Annotated in this window: 14 protein-coding genes and 2 pseudogenes; 9 read left to right on the top strand and 7 right to left on the bottom strand. The window is 68.4% G+C overall.

Going from position 1 to position 16,789, the window contains the following annotated elements:
- The first annotated feature begins 72 nt into the window (after positions 1-72).
- On the top strand, positions 73-429 hold the full coding sequence (locus AC4OXY_RS45915) for a hypothetical protein (protein WP_491992754.1): 357 nt from the start codon (positions 73-75) through the stop codon (positions 427-429).
- Between the two features lie 80 nt (positions 430-509).
- On the opposite strand, the pseudogene AC4OXY_RS45910 reads toward AC4OXY_RS45915, so the two are convergent.
- Positions 510-948 (bottom strand): annotated as a pseudogene (locus AC4OXY_RS45910) (serine/threonine-protein kinase); the annotation flags it as partial.
- Positions 949-1,123: 175 nt separating this feature from the next.
- Between AC4OXY_RS45910 and AC4OXY_RS45905 the strand changes: the two are divergent.
- The 4 genes from AC4OXY_RS45905 (at position 1,124) to AC4OXY_RS45890 (ending at position 7,611) form a co-directional block, all read left to right on the top strand.
- Positions 1,124-3,319 carry a protein kinase domain-containing protein gene (locus AC4OXY_RS45905; RefSeq protein ID WP_491992753.1) on the top strand — a complete coding sequence of 732 codons (2,196 nt, stop codon included), beginning with the start codon at positions 1,124-1,126 and terminating at the stop codon, positions 3,317-3,319.
- Positions 3,316-5,460, top strand: a complete 2,145-nt coding sequence (locus AC4OXY_RS45900; protein ID WP_491992752.1) for a protein kinase domain-containing protein — start codon at positions 3,316-3,318, stop codon at positions 5,458-5,460. The genes AC4OXY_RS45905 and AC4OXY_RS45900 overlap by 4 nt, the downstream gene beginning before the upstream one ends.
- A gap of 25 nt (positions 5,461-5,485) precedes the next feature.
- Complete coding sequence (locus AC4OXY_RS45895) at positions 5,486-6,277, top strand: hypothetical protein (protein ID WP_362821079.1); 792 nt, start codon at positions 5,486-5,488, stop codon at positions 6,275-6,277.
- Between the two features lie 419 nt (positions 6,278-6,696).
- Complete coding sequence (locus AC4OXY_RS45890; protein WP_362821078.1) at positions 6,697-7,611, top strand: SAVMC3_10250 family protein; 915 nt, start codon at positions 6,697-6,699, stop codon at positions 7,609-7,611.
- Positions 7,612-8,280: 669 nt separating this feature from the next.
- On the opposite strand, the gene AC4OXY_RS45885 is transcribed toward AC4OXY_RS45890, so the two are convergent.
- The gene (locus tag AC4OXY_RS45885; RefSeq protein ID WP_491992751.1) at positions 8,281-8,937 is read right to left on the bottom strand and encodes a helicase associated domain-containing protein; all 657 of its coding nucleotides are present in this window, start codon (positions 8,935-8,937) and stop codon (positions 8,281-8,283) included.
- Between AC4OXY_RS45885 and AC4OXY_RS45880 the strand changes: the two are divergent.
- Positions 8,879-9,064, top strand: a pseudogene (locus AC4OXY_RS45880) (helix-turn-helix domain-containing protein); the annotation flags it as partial. The gene AC4OXY_RS45885 and the pseudogene AC4OXY_RS45880 sit on opposite strands and share 59 nt — an antisense overlap.
- 9 nt (positions 9,065-9,073) lie before the next feature.
- Positions 9,074-9,787: a recombinase family protein gene (locus AC4OXY_RS45875; RefSeq protein ID WP_491992750.1), complete on the top strand. Its 714-nt coding sequence runs from the start codon at positions 9,074-9,076 to the stop codon at positions 9,785-9,787.
- Positions 9,788-9,834: 47 nt separating this feature from the next.
- On the opposite strand, the gene AC4OXY_RS45870 is transcribed toward AC4OXY_RS45875, so the two are convergent.
- Together AC4OXY_RS45870 and AC4OXY_RS45865 are read right to left on the bottom strand one after the other, a co-directional pair.
- Positions 9,835-10,494 carry a hypothetical protein gene (locus tag AC4OXY_RS45870; protein ID WP_356028568.1) on the bottom strand — a complete coding sequence of 220 codons (660 nt, stop codon included), beginning with the start codon at positions 10,492-10,494 and terminating at the stop codon, positions 9,835-9,837.
- Positions 10,495-10,706: 212 nt separating this feature from the next.
- Positions 10,707-11,294: a TetR/AcrR family transcriptional regulator gene (locus tag AC4OXY_RS45865; protein ID WP_491992749.1), complete on the bottom strand. Its 588-nt coding sequence runs from the start codon at positions 11,292-11,294 to the stop codon at positions 10,707-10,709.
- Positions 11,295-11,397: 103 nt separating this feature from the next.
- Between AC4OXY_RS45865 and AC4OXY_RS45860 the strand changes: the two genes are divergently transcribed.
- Positions 11,398-12,474, top strand: a complete 1,077-nt coding sequence (locus AC4OXY_RS45860; protein ID WP_491992748.1) for a Gfo/Idh/MocA family protein — start codon at positions 11,398-11,400, stop codon at positions 12,472-12,474.
- A gap of 228 nt (positions 12,475-12,702) precedes the next feature.
- Here AC4OXY_RS45860 and AC4OXY_RS45855 read toward each other — a convergent pair whose 3' ends face one another.
- Positions 12,703-13,794, bottom strand: a complete 1,092-nt coding sequence (locus tag AC4OXY_RS45855; protein WP_491992747.1) for a TRADD-N-associated membrane domain-containing protein — start codon at positions 13,792-13,794, stop codon at positions 12,703-12,705.
- A 293-nt stretch (positions 13,795-14,087) separates the two neighbouring features.
- Positions 14,088-14,402: a putative quinol monooxygenase gene (locus tag AC4OXY_RS45850; protein WP_356039322.1), complete on the bottom strand. Its 315-nt coding sequence runs from the start codon at positions 14,400-14,402 to the stop codon at positions 14,088-14,090.
- A 554-nt stretch (positions 14,403-14,956) separates the two neighbouring features.
- Here AC4OXY_RS45850 and mauJ point away from each other — a divergent pair.
- Complete coding sequence (gene mauJ, locus AC4OXY_RS45845; protein WP_491992746.1) at positions 14,957-15,829, top strand: methylamine utilization protein MauJ; 873 nt, start codon at positions 14,957-14,959, stop codon at positions 15,827-15,829.
- A gap of 95 nt (positions 15,830-15,924) precedes the next feature.
- Here the strand turns inward: mauJ and AC4OXY_RS45840 are convergent, their stop codons facing one another.
- A complete protein-coding gene (locus AC4OXY_RS45840) occupies positions 15,925-16,647 on the bottom strand; it encodes a hypothetical protein (RefSeq protein ID WP_491992745.1) in 723 nt (240 codons plus the stop codon).
- Between the last annotated feature and the right edge of the window lie 142 nt (positions 16,648-16,789).

Genomic DNA, 16,789 nt, shown 5'->3' with positions numbered 1-16,789 from the left:
AGCAATCGCGGCCAGAACCAAATACGTGAAGGTCCACAGGGAGTTCCTCCGGGCCCCTAGAAAGGGTCGACGGTGGATCTTGCCTCTGTGCAGTCCGGGCTGCTGGAGAGGTTCCTGGACACGGATGTGATCCCCGCTGCGGAGGTGGCAGCTCTGCTGAAACGGCGGGGTGTGCTCGATGGGACGCCGGAGTTCCTCGACGAGGAGACGCAAATGCCGGTGCCGCCGCTGTGCGACTACGGCAGGTATCTGTCGACAGCCTTGCTGGACGAGACCACGCTCAAGGACTACGGGCGGGCGGTCGGTCGGCTGGATGCCCAACTCGTCGGCCTGGGCAGCGACGTGCTGTCGGCGGTGGAGTCGGATCTCGTGTCGTACCGCGACCAGCGGACCCGCTGGCAGGAGAAGCCGATCGGCGCCTCGACCTGAGGCAAGGAGTCGTTCGTCCAGGACGACCTCTACAGGTTCCTCGTCGATCGGGGGCTCTTGTCGCACCGGTCGGCGAGGGTGGCGGCGCGTCCGCTCGCGGCGAAGTACGTGATCAGGCCGAGCGCGAAGACGTCCAGGGCCGGGGTGACGTCACTGCCCATGGCCTGCTCGGGCGACATGTACGCGGGCGTGCCCAGGCGTACGTCCGTCCCGGTGAGCGCGGTGGTGTCGGCGGCGCGGGCGATGCCGAAGTCGATGACGCGGGGGCCGTCGGAGGCCCACGTTGGACGGCTTCAGGTCGCGGTGGATGATGCCGGCCGAGTGGATGGTCTGGAGGGCCTCGGCGATACCGGCCGTCAGCTGGAGGACCGTACATGTCGGCAGCACGCCGTGCTGGTACACGGCGGACGCGAGGGAGGGACCGGGGACGTAACTGACGGCAGCCAGGGCTCGGCCCTCGGTGGAACTGTCCAGCACCGGCGCGGTGTATGGCCCCTGCACCCGCCGCACTCGCCGGACCGCTTCGCGAGACGACCGGGCCGGTGGCCCCGGCCGGGGTACCGTGCACCGCCTGCTGCTGCGCATCGACAGCTAAACCTCAGCCTTGTCCCGCATATTGACTGCATATCAGGGAACGTCAGGTGTGCGCGCGTGTCACTCTGGCCGTGGTGGCAGCGATGGACTGGGGGGATCGGTGACCGTCGACAGGGGCGCCAAGGATGTGCAGGCGCGACCGGCTGTGTTCGTGGGCCCGCATCAGTTGCTGCGGCCGCTGGGCGAGGGTGGGATGGGGCAGGTGTACCTGGCACGCTCTCCCGGGCTGAGACTGCTCGCGGTGAAGGTCATCCGCCCCGAGTACGCCGGGGACCCGCAGTTCCAGCGCCGCTTCCAGCAAGAGGTGGAGTCCGCGAGGCGGGTGACCGGCTTTCACACCCCGCCGGTGGTGGACGCGGAGCCTCGTGGCCGCCAGCCCTGGTTGGCCACGTCCTACCTGCCCGCTCCTGATCTCAGCGAAGTGATCACGCGGTTCGGCACCCTCAGCGAGGCGGGATCACGGGCACTGGGAGCTGGGCTTGCCGAGGCGTTGGCGGCGATACATGCGGCGGGAGTGGTGCACCGTGACCTCAAGCCGGGCAATGTGCTCATAGCCCGGGACGGGCCACGCGTCATCGACTTCGGCATCAGCCGTGCCTTCGACGCCGTGCACTTGACCCGTACGGGCATGGTGTGCGGCACGGCCGGGTACATCGCCCCCGAGCGAATCGTCTCCGCGTCTGTCGCCGATGCAAGGGCAGACGTCTTCTCACTCGGCTGCCTGCTTGCGTACGCACTCACCGGCCGCACCCCGTTCGGTAGCGGCGAGCCCGCGGAGATCAACCGGCGGGTCGTGTACGAGGAGCCCGAACTCACCGCGGTGCCGTCTGCACTGCGCTCGCTGGTCGTCTCGTGCCTGGACAAAGATCCTGCCCGACGTCCCACGCCGACGGCCTTGTTGGGTGCCCTGGCTCCGGCCGATCCGGCGATGCTGCTGAGCCCGGGGCTGATCGCCGACCTCGACGCCCGGGAGAGGCAGGCTGAGATCGACCTGGCCGCGCCGCCCGCCGATCCGCCGGCGCTGCCGGTGCGGACATGGCAGTCGCTCAGCCGCCGCGGCTTGTTCGGCCTCGGCGCCGGGCTCGGCGCGGCGGCGGCCGTCGCGGTGGGCGTACCGCTGTTGCTCGGCCGCCGGGCTGCGACGGAGGGCAATACCAAGATGGTGGGCAAGTCCGCGAATGCCTGGGGCGCCGCCGCTAAGGTGCCCAGCCCGCTGCCCGCAGGTCCGGCGCCGTTGTGGAGCAGCTCGGTCGACGGCCTGATGGACATTCAGACGGCCCTGCTCGGCTCCACGCCGGTGTGCTGGGCCGAGGGACAGGGCGCGCTCGGCTTCAACTCCTCGACGGGACGCCGACTGTGGTCGCAGCAGCGCACGCAGTTCTTCCAGGCCCAGGCCGGCGAACTCTACGGAGCCACCGGGGACTTCGCGAGCCTGGTCCGGCTGGACGCATCGGGCGCGGCCCACAGCGGCCCGATGCCCGTGCCCGCCGCTAAGCGCTCGGGCGCTGCGGCCAGCATCCAGGCCTTGGGCGCGGACAGCCGGACCGTGGTGCTGGCCTACGAGCCCACCCTCGGCGGTCCCGGCGTGGTCATCGGGGCCGATCTGAGCGGCGGTCAGGTGCTGTGGCGGCACGACCTCACCCAGGACTTGGCGGTGGACTCGGCGCGCAACTCGCAGTCCCTGCTGAGCGGTTCGGGCAGTTCATTGGGCCTGGTCGCGGACGGCCGCTGCTACTACCAGGACGGCGGCACCATTCGCGCGGTGGACCTGCGGACCGGGACAGCCCGCTGGCGGGCCGCCGGCGTGGGGCCCGCAGCCTCGACCACCATGAGGCTGCTGCGTACCGGCAGCTTGCTGCTGGCCGTGCACGGCAACGCGGTCACCGCCCTGGATCCTGGCAGCGGGCGGCAGCGCTGGACTTCGCCCACTGCCCCGCAGGGAGTCTTCGGCTGCGCGCTCAGCGCGGGCAGGCTACTGCTGTCCGGCGCTCTGGGATCCGCGTACTGTCTGGACACCGCAACCGGCAAGGGCCTGTGGCACTCCACCGTGGCGGTGACGACTGCGTCGACCATGGGCACGGACTACCGGGCGCCCTCCGCCGGCACCGGCTTCTTCGCCGTCCCGCTGGTCCACCTGCCCTCCGGTGTGGCTGTGCTGAACGCCGCCGACGGCGCCATCCGCTGGGTGGCGCACGGGACTTCTACCGAGGGACACTGGACCACCGCGGCCTCCGGCACGTCGCTGTACGCCGCGTCCGCCACTGCTCTGCACGCCTTCCGGGTCAGCGGAGCATGAGCGAGGAAAGGATCGGCCCGTACCGGATCCTGCGCCGGCTCGGCGCCGGTGGCATGGGCGCGGTCTACCTCGCCACGACCGACAGCGGGCGGCCCATCGCAGTGAAGACCGTGCAGCAGCAGTACGCGGCCGACGCCGAGTTCCGGCGCAGGTTCACCCAGGAGGTGGCAGCGGCACGGGCGGTCAACGGGGCCTACACGGTGGCCGTGGTGGACGCCGACACCGAGGCGGAAGTCCCGTGGCTGGCCACCGAGTTCGTGGCAGGCCCCTCGCTGGAGGAGGCCGTGGCGCGGCACGGACCGCTGGAGGGGGCTGCACTGCAGGTGCTGGGCGCGGGGCTGGTCGAGGCGCTCGCCGCGATCCACCGGGCCCGCACCATCCACCGCGACCTCAAGCCCTCGAACATCCTGGTCACCAGAGACGGTCCGCGGGTCATCGACTTCGGCATCAGCAAGCCGACGGTCGAGGAAGGGGCGCAGACCGCGAGCGGCGCGATCATCGGAACGCCCGGGTTCATGTCGCCCGAGCACGCGGCCGGCAAGGAGCTGACCCCCACCAGCGATCTGTTCTCGCTCGGCGCGGTGCTGGCCTACGCCGCCACCGGACGCGCACCCTTCGGCTCCGGCCCGCCCGCCGTGCTGATCTACCGGGCTTCTGAGGAGCCCCCGGATCTCGACGGGGTTCCGCCGGAGCTGGTGGGACTGTTGGTTCGCTGCCTGCACCGGGACCCGGACCGGCGGCCCGCGCAAACCGAGCTCGCCCAGGCATTCCGGTACGGTCCGGCGGTCGGCACCGACTGGCTGGGCGTGGCCGAGCAGAGCGTACGTCGGCGCGAGCGTGAACTCGACCAGGTGCTCAAAGACCCGAACGGCACCCGGCGGCGACTGCTCATCCTCGGCGGCGCACTGCTCGCCACGGCGACGGCGGGCGGTGCTGCCTGGGCGCTGTGGCCGGGCCCGGCTGTGGCCGGGGACGTGCCCCGGCGGACCTGGACGGCCGCGCTCCCCCGGGCCGGCATGGCCTTGATCGGGTGCGGGCCGACGGCAGTGGTGTGCGCCGACCGCACGGGCGTGGTCGGCTATGCCCGTTCCGGCGGGCGGAAGCTGTGGAGCTCCACCGCAGGCGCGGGCATCCTCCCGGCCAGTGATGGCAGCCGGGTGTGGACCGTTGGCTCCGACGGCTCGGTGCAGGCGCAGGACGCGCGCACCGGCGCCACGCTCTGGCGTTCGACCGACACCGTCCCCGGCGCGCAGTCCGTCGCACTACCGGTGCCGGGCCTGCTGCTGGTGACGGGGGAAGGCGGCGCGCTGCACGCCTTCGACGCGGTCAAAGGCGGCAGGCAGTGGACCAGTTCGGCGCTCGGCACCTCGTACCGTCTCCAGGGCATGGCCTCGGCCGGAGTGCTGGTCATGCAGGTCAGCGGAGACCTGAAGGGGGCGGTGAACGGTGACTATTTCAACTGCCGGGTGCTCGATACGGTGACCGGACGACAGCGCTGGTCGCTCAACGTCCCGGAGCTGTACGCCCCGCCGAGCGGCAGCCGGCTGTACGCGCTGACCTCGAACCGCGTCCTCACCGCGCTGGATGCCAGGGACGGATCCACCGCCTGGAGCCGACCCACCGGGCTCCCCCCGGCCTCGGCGACCATGACCGCCGGCGGCTACTACGGTTCGCTCTCGCTCCATCAAGGAGTCCTTGCCTGTGTGCCGGCCGACGAGGGTGCGAATGCGAAGGAGAAGATCGCCATCGCAGCCTTCGGCGCAGCACAGGGCCTCCAGCTGTGGAGCGGCTCGCACACCGGAACCATCACCGGATACGCAACTGCCAATAACGTGCTCGCGCTCGGCGGGCCGACGGGCGTAACCGGCACCGCCCTGCGTACCGGGCGCACCGCATGGACCTGGCACTCGGCGCACGGCGCGGCCACCGTACAGGCGGCCACCGGGAAACTGTTCCTCGTCACCGCACCCACCGCGGCCGGGGGCTTCACCCTGCAGGCGCTCGCCGCCGCCGACGGCACCTCGCTGTGGCACCAGGAATTCGCCCGGCAACAAGGAGACCCGCGCGTTCTTGCCCAGGGATCGGTCCTGCTGATCGGCTACGGCACCGGGCTGACCGCCTATCACCTGCCCACCACCTGACAGCCTTCGGAAGGTGCACAACAAGATGGACGACATCGAGGACACCCCGCCTGCAGCAAAGCCGTTGCCGACCGTCGCCGCCACGCAACTGATTCCAACTCAGCCCACCCCGGCGACCCTACCGGACCAGGCCGACCTACGGCCTGCCGGACCTACTCGGCGCTGGACCTGGCTACTCGGCGGTATCACAGCCGGTGCAGGCGCCGCAGCACTTGCACTCAGCCTGGTGGCCACCCTCGTGAGCCCGGCAGCAACCACGCCGGCGGCCGCAGCGAGCACCTCGACCACAGCACCGTCCTCCAACTCGGCAAAGCCTACCGATGCGCCCTACACCACGCTGGCCAAAGGCTGTTCGCTGCTGCGCCCCGCCACGATCGCCCACTACGCCAAGGGGGCCACGTGCACCGCAGGAAGCACCGTCGGGGGCGAGACCAATTCCAGTGGGGTCTGGGCGACCAAGGATTACCGCACCGGCTATGCGTTCGTGCAGGTCGAAGTCCAACTGGCCCCGCAGAGGGAGAGCGTCTACCAGCAGATGCTGACCGTTGACCGGTCGACGTTGCCCACCAGCGGCATGAAGATCGCCGACGATCGCGCGGTTCCCGGCCTCGGCGACAAGGCGGCCCTGCTCTACAGCACGGGATCCGGTGCCGGCCGGGTCGACCTCGTGGTTCTCCAGCGCAATGCGCTGATCTCCATCAGGTACGAGGGAGCCACTCTCTCGGGTTCCACCCCGACGCCCGTACCGAGTGCCACCGCCGAGACCGCTGCCACTGCCTGCGCACGCGACGCACTGGCCACGCTCACCGCTTCTTGAACTCAGTCATCACCTGCCCCCGTCCTCTCCCGGCGTGACCTGGTCAGACGATCAAGACCGCAGACTTGTGCCCGCGACCAGCCTGAGCATCTCTACCGAACCGCACGCCAGAGCCTCCGACCAGGCATGTTCGAAGATGGCGATGACTCTCTTTACTTGCTACCGATCAGGAACGTCGGCGGGCGGCGCGCTTGGCGACTGCTTTCGTCGGCGTCACGCGGGTGAGCTGGCATGTGGCGGCGGGGGGCCTTCAGCTCCTCGCACAGCAGCGGGCTGCCCCTCGGCGTCGGCGGTGATGCGGTGAGTGATCACGGTATGGCGTCGCCTGAGGCCGAGTGCGGTCCCCTCAAGCATCGCGTGCAGCATTGAGGAGCGCCAACCATGCCTGTCATGATGTTTGAAGGCTGAGCGGGAGGAGCATGATGCGTGAGCTCGTGTATCTGTCTACGAACAAACTAGGTCAGTTTGTCCCTCAGCTTCAAGCAGCTTGGCCCAGTACGCGACTTCGAGTCACAGCGCCGTTCGTAGAGGCCGAGGTGCAGTCCGCTCCAGAGGCTTCCGATCCTCAAATAAAACACCTGAGCAGAACCGTGAACCATATCAAGCGGAACGCGAAGTGGTTCACGGATCCGGACGTATTCCCTGGACAGTGGATCGCCTTTGCCGCGCCATTTAACTATGTAATATTCCCCGGCAATACACTTCTCTTTGTGGACTTGCCAATCCGAACTGAAGAGTATTCCACGGGTGGGGCAATAAGGCTCCTACTCCACGGGAGCGCGAAGAACCTCGCAGCCGGGTTGCAACCCGCACAAGTTACGGAGCTAGACGATAGGAGCGATTCCGATAGCGTCGATATTGCAGTTCGAACGTGGCGGGGAGGTACGTCTAGCGATGCGTCGCGGCACGAACCAAGCAGCGGCCCTGGCTACGTTCAGATAGTAGACGCTAACACTATGAATCTACTAAGGGCAAGAATGGGAGAGGGTGAAAGGGAAACGGAGCGCGAACTTGAGGGAGGGGACCGATTGCATGCTCGCCTTCGTTACGATGGATCGGATGATTTGCATGTCACGGCAGCCCAACCTTTTGACCTAATAGGTGCCACGCGGCTACTCATCAACGATCTCGACAGGCAAGTGCTTGCAGACACCGCAGCATGGATGTCTGGCTATGCGCGGGTTACCGCCTGTCGTATTGTGACGAGTGACCCTCTGACGGGTCCTCGGGGGTGCGTCGTCGCCAGCCCGCTTTATGTGGAACGGGTGCCAGACCCTTCCTCCAGAAACCAGCGTTCTCCGCGCCGCTTCCTGCGTTGGAGGCGCGGTGCTTGAAGGAACGGGTCGGGTGCGCAACGCGCGCTCCAACCCCTGCTCAATCTGTCCCACGTCCGTCTCTCCAAGCGGCCAGCCGGCAGGGCCAGCACCCCGCAGTCCGTGGCGTCAGTTCTCCCATGTCATCTGCCCCCGCCTGGCAGTTTCTGCGTTCTCGGGACAGCGCTGGCTGACGCAGGCTACGAGCTCTTGGGCGAGCACCGGCGACAAGCTGGCGGCGCGGGTCACGGCGGACGTCGCCGGAATCCCAGTTTTGCCCTTCGGGTGCCGACTCCCACCGAGAGGGAGGCGGGAGAGCCCGCCGGATGGAGGTACCGCTGTGATCGTCCGGCTCTGGGTGGTCCGCTCGCCGGTCGCGCGCTGGAGACCACCTGGAGCCTGTCCGCCCACACCCAGACGGCCATGGAACGCACCGGCCGGGCCCGCGTCGACCAAGAAGTACTGCGCTGGGCCTTCGGCTGTCTCGGCTCGGGCGCATAGGTCCGTCGCCACGCCCGCGCCGTTCTCCAAGCCCATCGCCTGCCATGTCGGACGGGGAACCGGGAGTCGTGCTGCTGCCGGTCCCACTGCCCGCACCCGACGCTGCTATGTCCAGCGCATGCCGATCGCTGTCAGCTGCTCGTGCCGCTCGGGGGAGAGGCTCCCTGCCCTGCTGCGTTGGTTCCCGATTCACGACCCGAGCTTGAGGTCTCGTTCCTCCTGGTCCCCGTTGTCGCCGGTGAGGATCCGTTCGATGTGTCCCCTGGGCACTCGAAGATGTCCTTCGCGTTCGTAGTACTGGCGGGCGGCGGTGTAGTTGAGTACCCACCGGTCGGAGTGCTTGCGGCGCGGACGGGGCTTCTCTTCCTCGGTTGCGGGTTCGATGCCGAGGACGTGTACGCACATCCACTGCTGCACGGCGGTGAGTTTCTCGAAGGCGAGTTGCTGCTGGCGTACCCAGCGTCCGAGGTCCTCGCCCTGGCGCACGGCCTCGCCCGGCGCGGTGGGCAGGGTGCCGCCGACGTCCAGGTGCCGGCGGACCAGGTGGAAGGCGCGCTGCCATTCCACGGGCCAGGTGGGGCACCAGGCGGGGTCGATGTCCTCCAACTGCTCGCACCGCTCCGGGGCCAGCGTCCCGGCGCGGGTGTCGGCTCGCGCGTTCTTCAGCCAGATGCCGACCTTGTGCCCCCGGTAGACGGCGTCGAGCGGCGCCAGGAGGTGCCCGTTCTCGGTGGCCCACCCGCGTGCTGCGGTGAGTCCTTCTTCCCATGCGACGTCGCGGTGTGACCAGCGCGTGGACCTGGCCCGGCACCTGCTGGAGGGCACTGACCTGCCGATCGACCACATCGCCGAGCGTGCCGGGTTCGGCACGGCCGCCTCACTGCGCCAGCACGTGCGCGCCGCGATCGGCGTCTCGCCGAACGCCTACCGCCGGACGTTCCGGGCTGCCGAGACGACCGAGACGACGGCGTGACGCGGCCTGATGTCGGCGCGGGTGCGGGTCGATGAGCCGCGCACGGAGGCGGACCGGGTTCTGGGCGAACTGGCGGAAGCAGAGGCGGTGTTGGAGCGGCGGGCCATTGCCCGTGCGCAGTTGCCCGAGGCCCTGGCTGCGCCGGAGCCGGATGCCGCGGAGCGGCCGTGTCCCGTGCCGGTTCCGGCGGTGGTGAGGGTCCCGGTCGCAGGGGCCGGCGGTGCCCAACTGGCGGGAGGGCCTGAGCGTGGAGGCGCTCGCGCCGGACTACCAGCGGCTGGTGGGTGTCCCCTGCCCGGCCTTTACGACCCCACCGGGCCGGGCAAGCTGCTGTTCGCGTTCTTCGCAGCGATGGCAGAGACGGAGCGGGAGAACATCCGGGAGTCGACGCTGGAAGGGCTCGACACCGCGGCACGGAAGGGCAAACACGGTGGCCGGCCACCGGTCATCACCGACGACATGCTCCACACCGTGCTCCGCCGCCGGGCGAACGGGGAGTCGGTCGAGCAGATCCAGCCCGACCTGATCATCCCCACCGGGAAGCGCAAGGGACAGAACCCGTCCGTCGCCAGCATCTACCGGGCGCTCGCCGAGCATGCCAAGCGCGAGGCATACCCCGAAGCCATCGAACAGGCACACACCGACTTCGCCGCCCTCCAGCCCGGGCACGCCAACGACGGAACCCGCTCGCTGACACGGCGCCGCGTCAGCCGCTACCGCTAATTCCCGTTCCGACACCAGTAAAGCCCGTGTGAGACCCCTCGCCACGTTCAGGCATCCGCCACCACGTAGCCGAGCAAGCGGGCACGGTCGGCTACCGCCTCGAAGCCCGCCACCGGATTGAGCACACTGACCGTCCGACGGTCCAGTGGGGCGCCCGACAGGATCGCGGCAACAGCCTGCCGGTCCACCGGCCGTTCGTAGTAGTCCTCAGCGTCACTGCAGACGGTCTCGGCACTGCCGTCGGTCAGCACCCTGAAAAGCCAACCGGCCCCATCCGACTCCCCCGGCGCGAACACCACCGGACCGCATCGCCACGAAGCCGCATCCGCCTCGCGCCACACGCACACCGTCGCGTCAAAGAACCCCTCGAACTGCAGCTCCGGATCGGCCGGATAGTGCGCCAGCGCAGCAGGCAGACCCTCCAGCAGCCCAGGCCAGTGCGCCCTGGGCCACTCACGCCACGGCGTGGCATCGCTTTCATGGTCGAAACCGTAGAGAAAGACCCCGCCCGGATCGAAGACGACCCCGTACAGATCACCGGAGCCGTTCTCCATCGTGGCCAAGTCCACGCCCGCACGCCAGCCCGGGAAGTAGTCGTGCCTCGGAGCGGAACCGCCGAGCACAACGTCGAGCAGCGCCAGCGCCCGACAACGGGCACGCAGGACGTCGGGATCGGCCAGCACGGACACGAGCTCGTGAACATTCATGGCGGACATTGAACAGGCCGCCGCTGACAGCCGGCCGAGCAGCCTGCACCTCAGGGCAGGAGCGTGCCCATCGCGTCAGCGAGGAGTGAGGTCTGGCCGCGGCCGCCGTGGCCAGCCCGACGACCACGTATGGTGACCGCTGCGCCGGCCTCATCCGAGAACTCGCGACAGTTGAATACGCGAGCTCACCAGTATAAAGCAGTGACGCCCGATCAGCTTGGCAGCTGAAACAGCGTGCGCAATGCCAGGTCGGCCACTTGGTGCAGCTGGTCGCGGGTGCAGCCGCTCGCCGCCTGTACGGCGATGCCGTCGGTGATGGTGTACACCAGCCGGGCGAGGACGCGCGGATCGGTGTCTGCCGGGAGGTCGGCTGCCTGCTCGAAGCGGTGGCGGAGCGCGGCTTCGCCACCCATTCGCCGTGCGATCACCTCCTGGCGGATCGGTTCGGAGTCCGGGCCGCAGGCGTGGACGCTGTTGACGCTCAGGCATCCGTGGGGAGTGTTGGGCCCCGTGGTCAGCGCGACGGCCCCGAGGAGCAGCCGTTCGATGACGGTCTGCGCGGTGGGCGCCTCCAGGGCCTCGGCGGCAAAGGCTCCGGGGCTGGTGAAGTAGCGGTCGAGCACTTTTCGGAACAGCTGTTCCTTGTTGCCGAAAGCCGCGTACAAACTCGGCCTGTTGATGTCCATGGCCGCGGTCAGGTCCGACAGGGACGTCCCCTCATAACCCTGCCGCCAGAAGACCTCCAGTGCCCGGTCGAGCACGGTTTCCGGGTCGAAGGCGCGTGGGCGACCGCCTGACATGCGGCACCTCCTCAAGTTTTTTACCTATCGGTACGTTACCCCTTGAATCCCGGCTCCGGCCCCCCTAGTTTCGTATCGATCGGTACTGAACTAGGGAGGGCACATGATCAGGGTCGGGGTTGTGGGAGCGAGCGGCTGGGCCGGTGCATCGCACCTGCCCGCCCTCGCCCGACTCGCCGCGTTCGAGGTGACCGCGGTCGCGACGACCAACCAGGCCAGCGCCGACAAGGCGGCGGCTGCCCACGGCGTACCACGCGCCTTCACCGATGCCGGAACCCTTGCCGCTCATCCCGACGTGGACCTGGTCGTGGTGTCCGTCAGGGCGTCCGGGCACGCGGAGGTGATCAGGGCCGCGCTGGAGGCGGGCAAGCACGTCCTGTCCGAATGGCCGTTGGGCGTGGACGCCGCGGAAGCGGAGGACCTCGCCCGAGCGGCCGGTGCGGCCGATGTCGTTCACGCCGTGAACCTGCAGGGGTACCAGTCCCCGGACGCCCGGTACGTCGCCGACCTGATCGCCGCCGGCACGATCGGCCGACTCGAATCGGCCGCCCTGGTCGCCGCCGGCGACCCACTGGGCGGCCCCCGGATCGCGCCGGAGCTGGCATGGTCCACCGACCCGGCTGCGGGCACCTCACTCCTGACCATCATGGCCGGCCACTTCCTGGCCACCCTGGACCGGATGGCGGGCAGGCTGGTCGAGGTCTCCGCGAGGTTGCCCCGCCCGCACGACCACGTCGACGTCACGGGAACCGGCCGCACGGTGCCCAACGGCGTGCCCGCACAGGTAATGCTCCACGGCCTCCTGGAGAACGGCGCCACCGCGTCCGTCGCAGTACACGGAGGCAGTGGGAGCCCGGACGGCTTCCTCATCAAGCTCGTTGGTTCCGAGGGTACTGTGACGGTTGCTCCCACCCGACCGGGCACGTACATGCACTGGACCGACTGGGACATCCGGGTCAACGGCGAGCAGGTGCAGGTGCCCGACGACTACCGGACCGTCCCCTTCGACCCTGCCGGTGGACCAGTCGCCAACGTCGCGGCCGTCTACCAGGAGATCGCCCAGTCGATCGCCGAAGGGCGCCGACCCCAACCCGATTTCCACACCGCCGCGGCCCATCACCGGGTACTCGCGGCCATCGAACGCGCCGCAGCGACCGGCGCCACGGAAAAGGTCTGGTGATGATCCTGACCTGACCCCTTCCGAGATGACACAAAGTCACCGACAAGCCCGCCCCCATGACGAACTGACGACAGTTGAATAGGCGAGCCCACCAGTAAGGCCACCCCTCCCACGATCACAGGGGTGCCTGCTCATACGTGCCTAACTTGCCTTACATCTGCCCAACACGTTGACCTGCAGAGGCAGTTGACAGCACTAGATAAGGGGCGCGGCTATTACGCGCTCTGCCTACTGCTCACCTGGGCGGTCTACCTGAGGGCCGTCGGCGGGGAAGCCGGCGGGGGTGCGAGGCGAAGGGCTGCCTTCGGACGGCTTCTCGGGGTCGGGCGGGAGCGGTTGGCTCTTCTGCCTGCTCTCGGAACTCAGCCGTGGTCCCTCAATGTAGTAGCGCGGGGCGGCTTCCCCGTCACCGGCCGGGAGTGACCCCGCCGCTCCCATCAGGTCTGTCAGGCTCACCGCCGCTTCCGTGAACGCCAGTGCGGTGGTGGCACGGAGGGCGTCCTGGATGCGCACCGAACTGACCTGCTCGATGGCGGCGAGGCCGGCGATGAACTTCCGTTCCTGCTCGTAGTCTGACCGCAGTTTGTCGATCATCTGCATCATCGTGTCCCGAGCCTTGTCGGCTCTGGTGAAGAAGAGGACACTGACGGCTTCGTTGATGATGCCGACCACACCGGTGGTGGATGCGGAAACGGTCGAAGTGCCCTGGCGAAGGGCCTGGATCAGTGCCACCGCCAGGATGGCGAAGCCAAGGATCGCGAAGGTGACGCTCAGGATGAAGCTGGTGCGGGCCTGGCTGTAGCCCTGGGCGTAGTACTTGGTGATCAACCGTGCCTGGCCCTCGTTCTGGGCGCGAGTCCAGTCGGCGAGTCCGGCGGCGCCCTCGGTGATGTTGACCACGTAATTGCTGGAGACTGAGTTCCGGTCGAGGTCCTCGGCAGGTGTGGCCTGGGTGGCCGCGGTCTCGCCCCGGTCGTCGGTGGTGGCTGCTCGCTCGGAAGGGTCCACCGGGGTGAGCCCCAGGGCTCGGTTCAGTTCTAGCTCGATCTGCTCGGCGCGGCCCCCAGTCCGCCCGTCGAGCAATCCGAGCGCCCACGAGGTCAGTGTGAATACTCCTGGGAATCCGATGATCAGGCCAAGGGCAAAGATGAAGTTCGCCAGCGTCGGTTCGAATCTCGAGTCCACCTCCACCTTGCCGAAGGCGAACGCCGACGACACCGTGAGGACCCCGACGGACACCAGTCCGACAGCGAGGTAAGGCGGGGTCATGCGGCCACGAAGTTCGGGCAGCCGCCAGGAATTGCGTTCCTTTTCCGCCATGATTCCCCCGGATTGACGTGAGTTACGAACAGGAACCTCCGCGCGGAGCGCTCACCGGTCGCCGACGTCCACGGTACTCGGTGCCGTTACGGCTGGTTCCTGGGCGGGCGGTCGACAGTGGGAAGGTCCGAACGAGGGCACCGACCGGGCGGGCGTCCGTGCGCTGTAGACCACCGCGACGACCTGACCCAGCTGCGCACTGCGCAACCACGTTCTCCGAGTCGACTGATGTTGAGGGCCGCGACGTGGCGGCGGCCGCTGACGACAGGCCCATGCTGGTGGGCAGGCCCGGCTCAGGTGTTCGGCAGCTGACCCTTTTCCGGCTCACCAGCGGGAACCGGTTCCAGCACCGCGACGTCCATGGGGCCGGCAAGCGCGTCCGCGATCTCCCCGCCCAGCGCGGCCAGCACCGGCCCGGCCGAGTGGGCGTCGAGAGCGGCTCGGTCGGCCCGGTTCTCCACGGCGGTGACCCGGTCCTCGCCGGCGTGGGCGGCGTAGAGCAGGCAGCCGGGCTCAGCGTGCACGGCGGCAGCGTGCCGGCGGAATGCCACGAGCACGTCCTCCCGGCGGCCGGGCTTGGTCCGGAGGGTGGCAACGACGATGGGCAAGGAACCTCCTTGGGATGGGACCGGTCCGTACTCACGGACGCGACCTTGGTGGTCTCAAGGAGCCAATGCCAGGCACGGGCACCCCGACCTTGCCCCGGTCCCCGTCAGAGTGCTACGCGGGCCCATGCAAATGCTGCGCTACATCCACGACACCGCCCTGCGACCATCCGACCAGCACCACTACCAGGAGCAGCCCCAGGTCCTCGCCGCAAGCCTTGGCCTCACACCTGACAGCCTCACAGCACACCCCGCCCACCTGGGAAAACAGGGTGTGTGGCTCACAGCAGGAGCCGGGTGTCCGCGAGCGATGGCGGTCAGAGGACGGTGCCGTGCAGGGCGCGGCGATCGCCGGAGATCGCGTAGCGGCGGGCGGCAAAGCCGTGCTCGGGACTTCGATCATCAGCTCCCCGATCGCGTACGTGTTGGCGGCGAGTTCGTCGACGACGCGGCGGAATTTGACGACTCATTGTGGCGCACTGAAAGGACGATTCGCCTGGTGTCACACAACCGTACTGAAGGGAAAGCCGTCCGCGCGGGCTGCCTATCCTTCCTGCATGGTGCAAGGAATCAACTGGCCGAGTCTTGCCTACGGCATCCGCATGCCGGGCATAGGCATCAAGGAGTTCGAGGCCGACGGCAAGTGGGGCATGCAAGAGCTCTCCGAGCTGGGTCTGCTGGTACCCCTTCCCCTCAACTCGGAGGGATTCTACGACGCTTCCCTCACGGCGCCGTCGCTTGAGGACGTGCTCTTCGTCGCGGACTGCATCGCGTTCGACCACGACTCCCCCACGGTCGTCACCCCCCTTCAGGAGCCGGCCACTGCACCCTACGAACCAATCGGGCACGAACGCCCGCGGCTTCCCGCCAATCGCACCTACCGTGACACCCTGGACTCCGTCGCGCAGCAGGCCCACGAGATCCGGTACACCGACATGCTGCGGCTCCGGTACGGCACGTACAATGATCCGCTAGCCCGGTTCAACCGCCGGTTCGCGGCTCGCACCGAACCGCTTGCCCTTTACGCCATGGCCATCAGGCACGTTGACCTGCTCGCCGAGTACATGGGGCTGTACCTCGTGCTGGAAGCGTCACGGAGCAGCAACGGCATGGACTTCATCACGGACCACCTCGATTCCCTCGAGGGGCACGACTTCGGAAAGCTGCTGACCATTCCAGCATTTCTTCCGCAACACGCCGAGGAGCCCGTCGAGGTGTTCTCCGTGCTCAAAGAACGGGCACTCGGTCGCGTGGAGGCTCTCACAACAGCCGGCATCGATACCGCCAAGCACCTCTACGCCATCCGCAACGGCCTGGCACACGGCAAGAAGGATCTCATCCTCAACGACTTCGGCAACGCAGTCGATGCCGTGGCAGCCGACCTGCCCCTGCTGAAACTCCTGGCACGTATCGCTGTCGAACACGGCTGACCGCCCCTCAGTCTGGCTCAGCCGAGGACCGTGAGGCCGTCGCCGGTCCCAGCGAAACCGCATCCGCGGCCGTGGCAACTGCTGCCGCCGCGCGCCTAGGGTGTCGTGCCCGGTGGTTGCAGGATCGGGTTCCAGGCGAACCAGCCCAAGTTCTCGGCGCCCAGTTCCCACGGGGACTCCAGCAGCAGTTTCCGGGTTGCCTCAAGGTCCGCGGTGACGGGAGTGGGAGCGGGGCCGATACGGGTCATCAAATCGCCTCGTGCGTGCCAGAACTCCTCGTCCTCGCCGCACAGCCGGCGCGTCGCCGCTTCCACGCAGGCAGGCCATTTCGGCATACCGTAATGGTCATCGTGGGTCCCGATCCGGGGAGCGCCGGCGAAGACAAGGAAGCCCTCCGGCGGCAGTCTCTTCTCGAAGTGCCTGAACATGTCGATACGCTGTTTCACCTGCTTCTTGATCTCTCCGAGGAACCCCCAGCCGAAGTCCGTCAGGGACCCCTCGCATCCCGGCCAGACCATGTCCCGGTCCAGGACCAGGTCCTCCAGCTCATAGAGACGGAACTGGTCATCGGAGCCCAGGACGTCGAATGCCTGCCGGGTGAGCCAGGTGTTGCGGGCGAACATCGTCCCGTCGTGCAATGCCTTGCGCCGGCTGGTCGGCCGGGAGGCGTGCGCGTCCTCAATCGGGCCGTTGCGCCACACCGACAGGACGAGCCCGTGAGCCGCTGCCCACCGCAGTCCGTCCTCCGCCTCGAAGACGCCCATCTCCTTAAGGCGCTGCCGTGCCCAGTTCAGCGCATCCTGGAGGTCCTCGTCCACCGGCGGCCTCTCCCCCATGGTTCCCCGCCCCCTCTGTCTTTTTTTTCTTCGCTGTTCGTGTCATCCGCGCGATGCGGCGCCCGCAGGAAGAGCCGGATCGTACGCGGCCTCGCCGGCACGCCCAGGTGCCGTCTGCGCCAGC

The organism is Streptomyces sp. HUAS MG56 (assembly GCF_058673395.1).
Note: the sequence above shows the minus strand (reverse complement) of the source record. Positions and strands in the feature narration are given on the sequence as shown.

Coding starts and splice junctions, on each gene's coding strand:
- AC4OXY_RS45855 (WP_491992747.1), bottom strand. CDS start 13,794: ATGGCGGAAAAGGAACGCAATTCCTGGCGGCTGCCCGAACTTCGTGGC.
- AC4OXY_RS45900 (WP_491992752.1), top strand. CDS start 3,316: ATGAGCGAGGAAAGGATCGGCCCGTACCGGATCCTGCGCCGGCTCGGC.
- AC4OXY_RS45875 (WP_491992750.1), top strand. CDS start 9,074: ATGTCGGCGCGGGTGCGGGTCGATGAGCCGCGCACGGAGGCGGACCGG.
- AC4OXY_RS45885 (WP_491992751.1), bottom strand. CDS start 8,937: ATGTGGTCGATCGGCAGGTCAGTGCCCTCCAGCAGGTGCCGGGCCAGG.
- AC4OXY_RS45865 (WP_491992749.1), bottom strand. CDS start 11,294: ATGTCAGGCGGTCGCCCACGCGCCTTCGACCCGGAAACCGTGCTCGAC.
- AC4OXY_RS45870 (WP_356028568.1), bottom strand. CDS start 10,494: ATGAATGTTCACGAGCTCGTGTCCGTGCTGGCCGATCCCGACGTCCTG.
- AC4OXY_RS45895 (WP_362821079.1), top strand. CDS start 5,486: ATGGACGACATCGAGGACACCCCGCCTGCAGCAAAGCCGTTGCCGACC.
- AC4OXY_RS45890 (WP_362821078.1), top strand. CDS start 6,697: ATGATGCGTGAGCTCGTGTATCTGTCTACGAACAAACTAGGTCAGTTT.
- AC4OXY_RS45860 (WP_491992748.1), top strand. CDS start 11,398: ATGATCAGGGTCGGGGTTGTGGGAGCGAGCGGCTGGGCCGGTGCATCG.
- mauJ (WP_491992746.1), top strand. CDS start 14,957: ATGGTGCAAGGAATCAACTGGCCGAGTCTTGCCTACGGCATCCGCATG.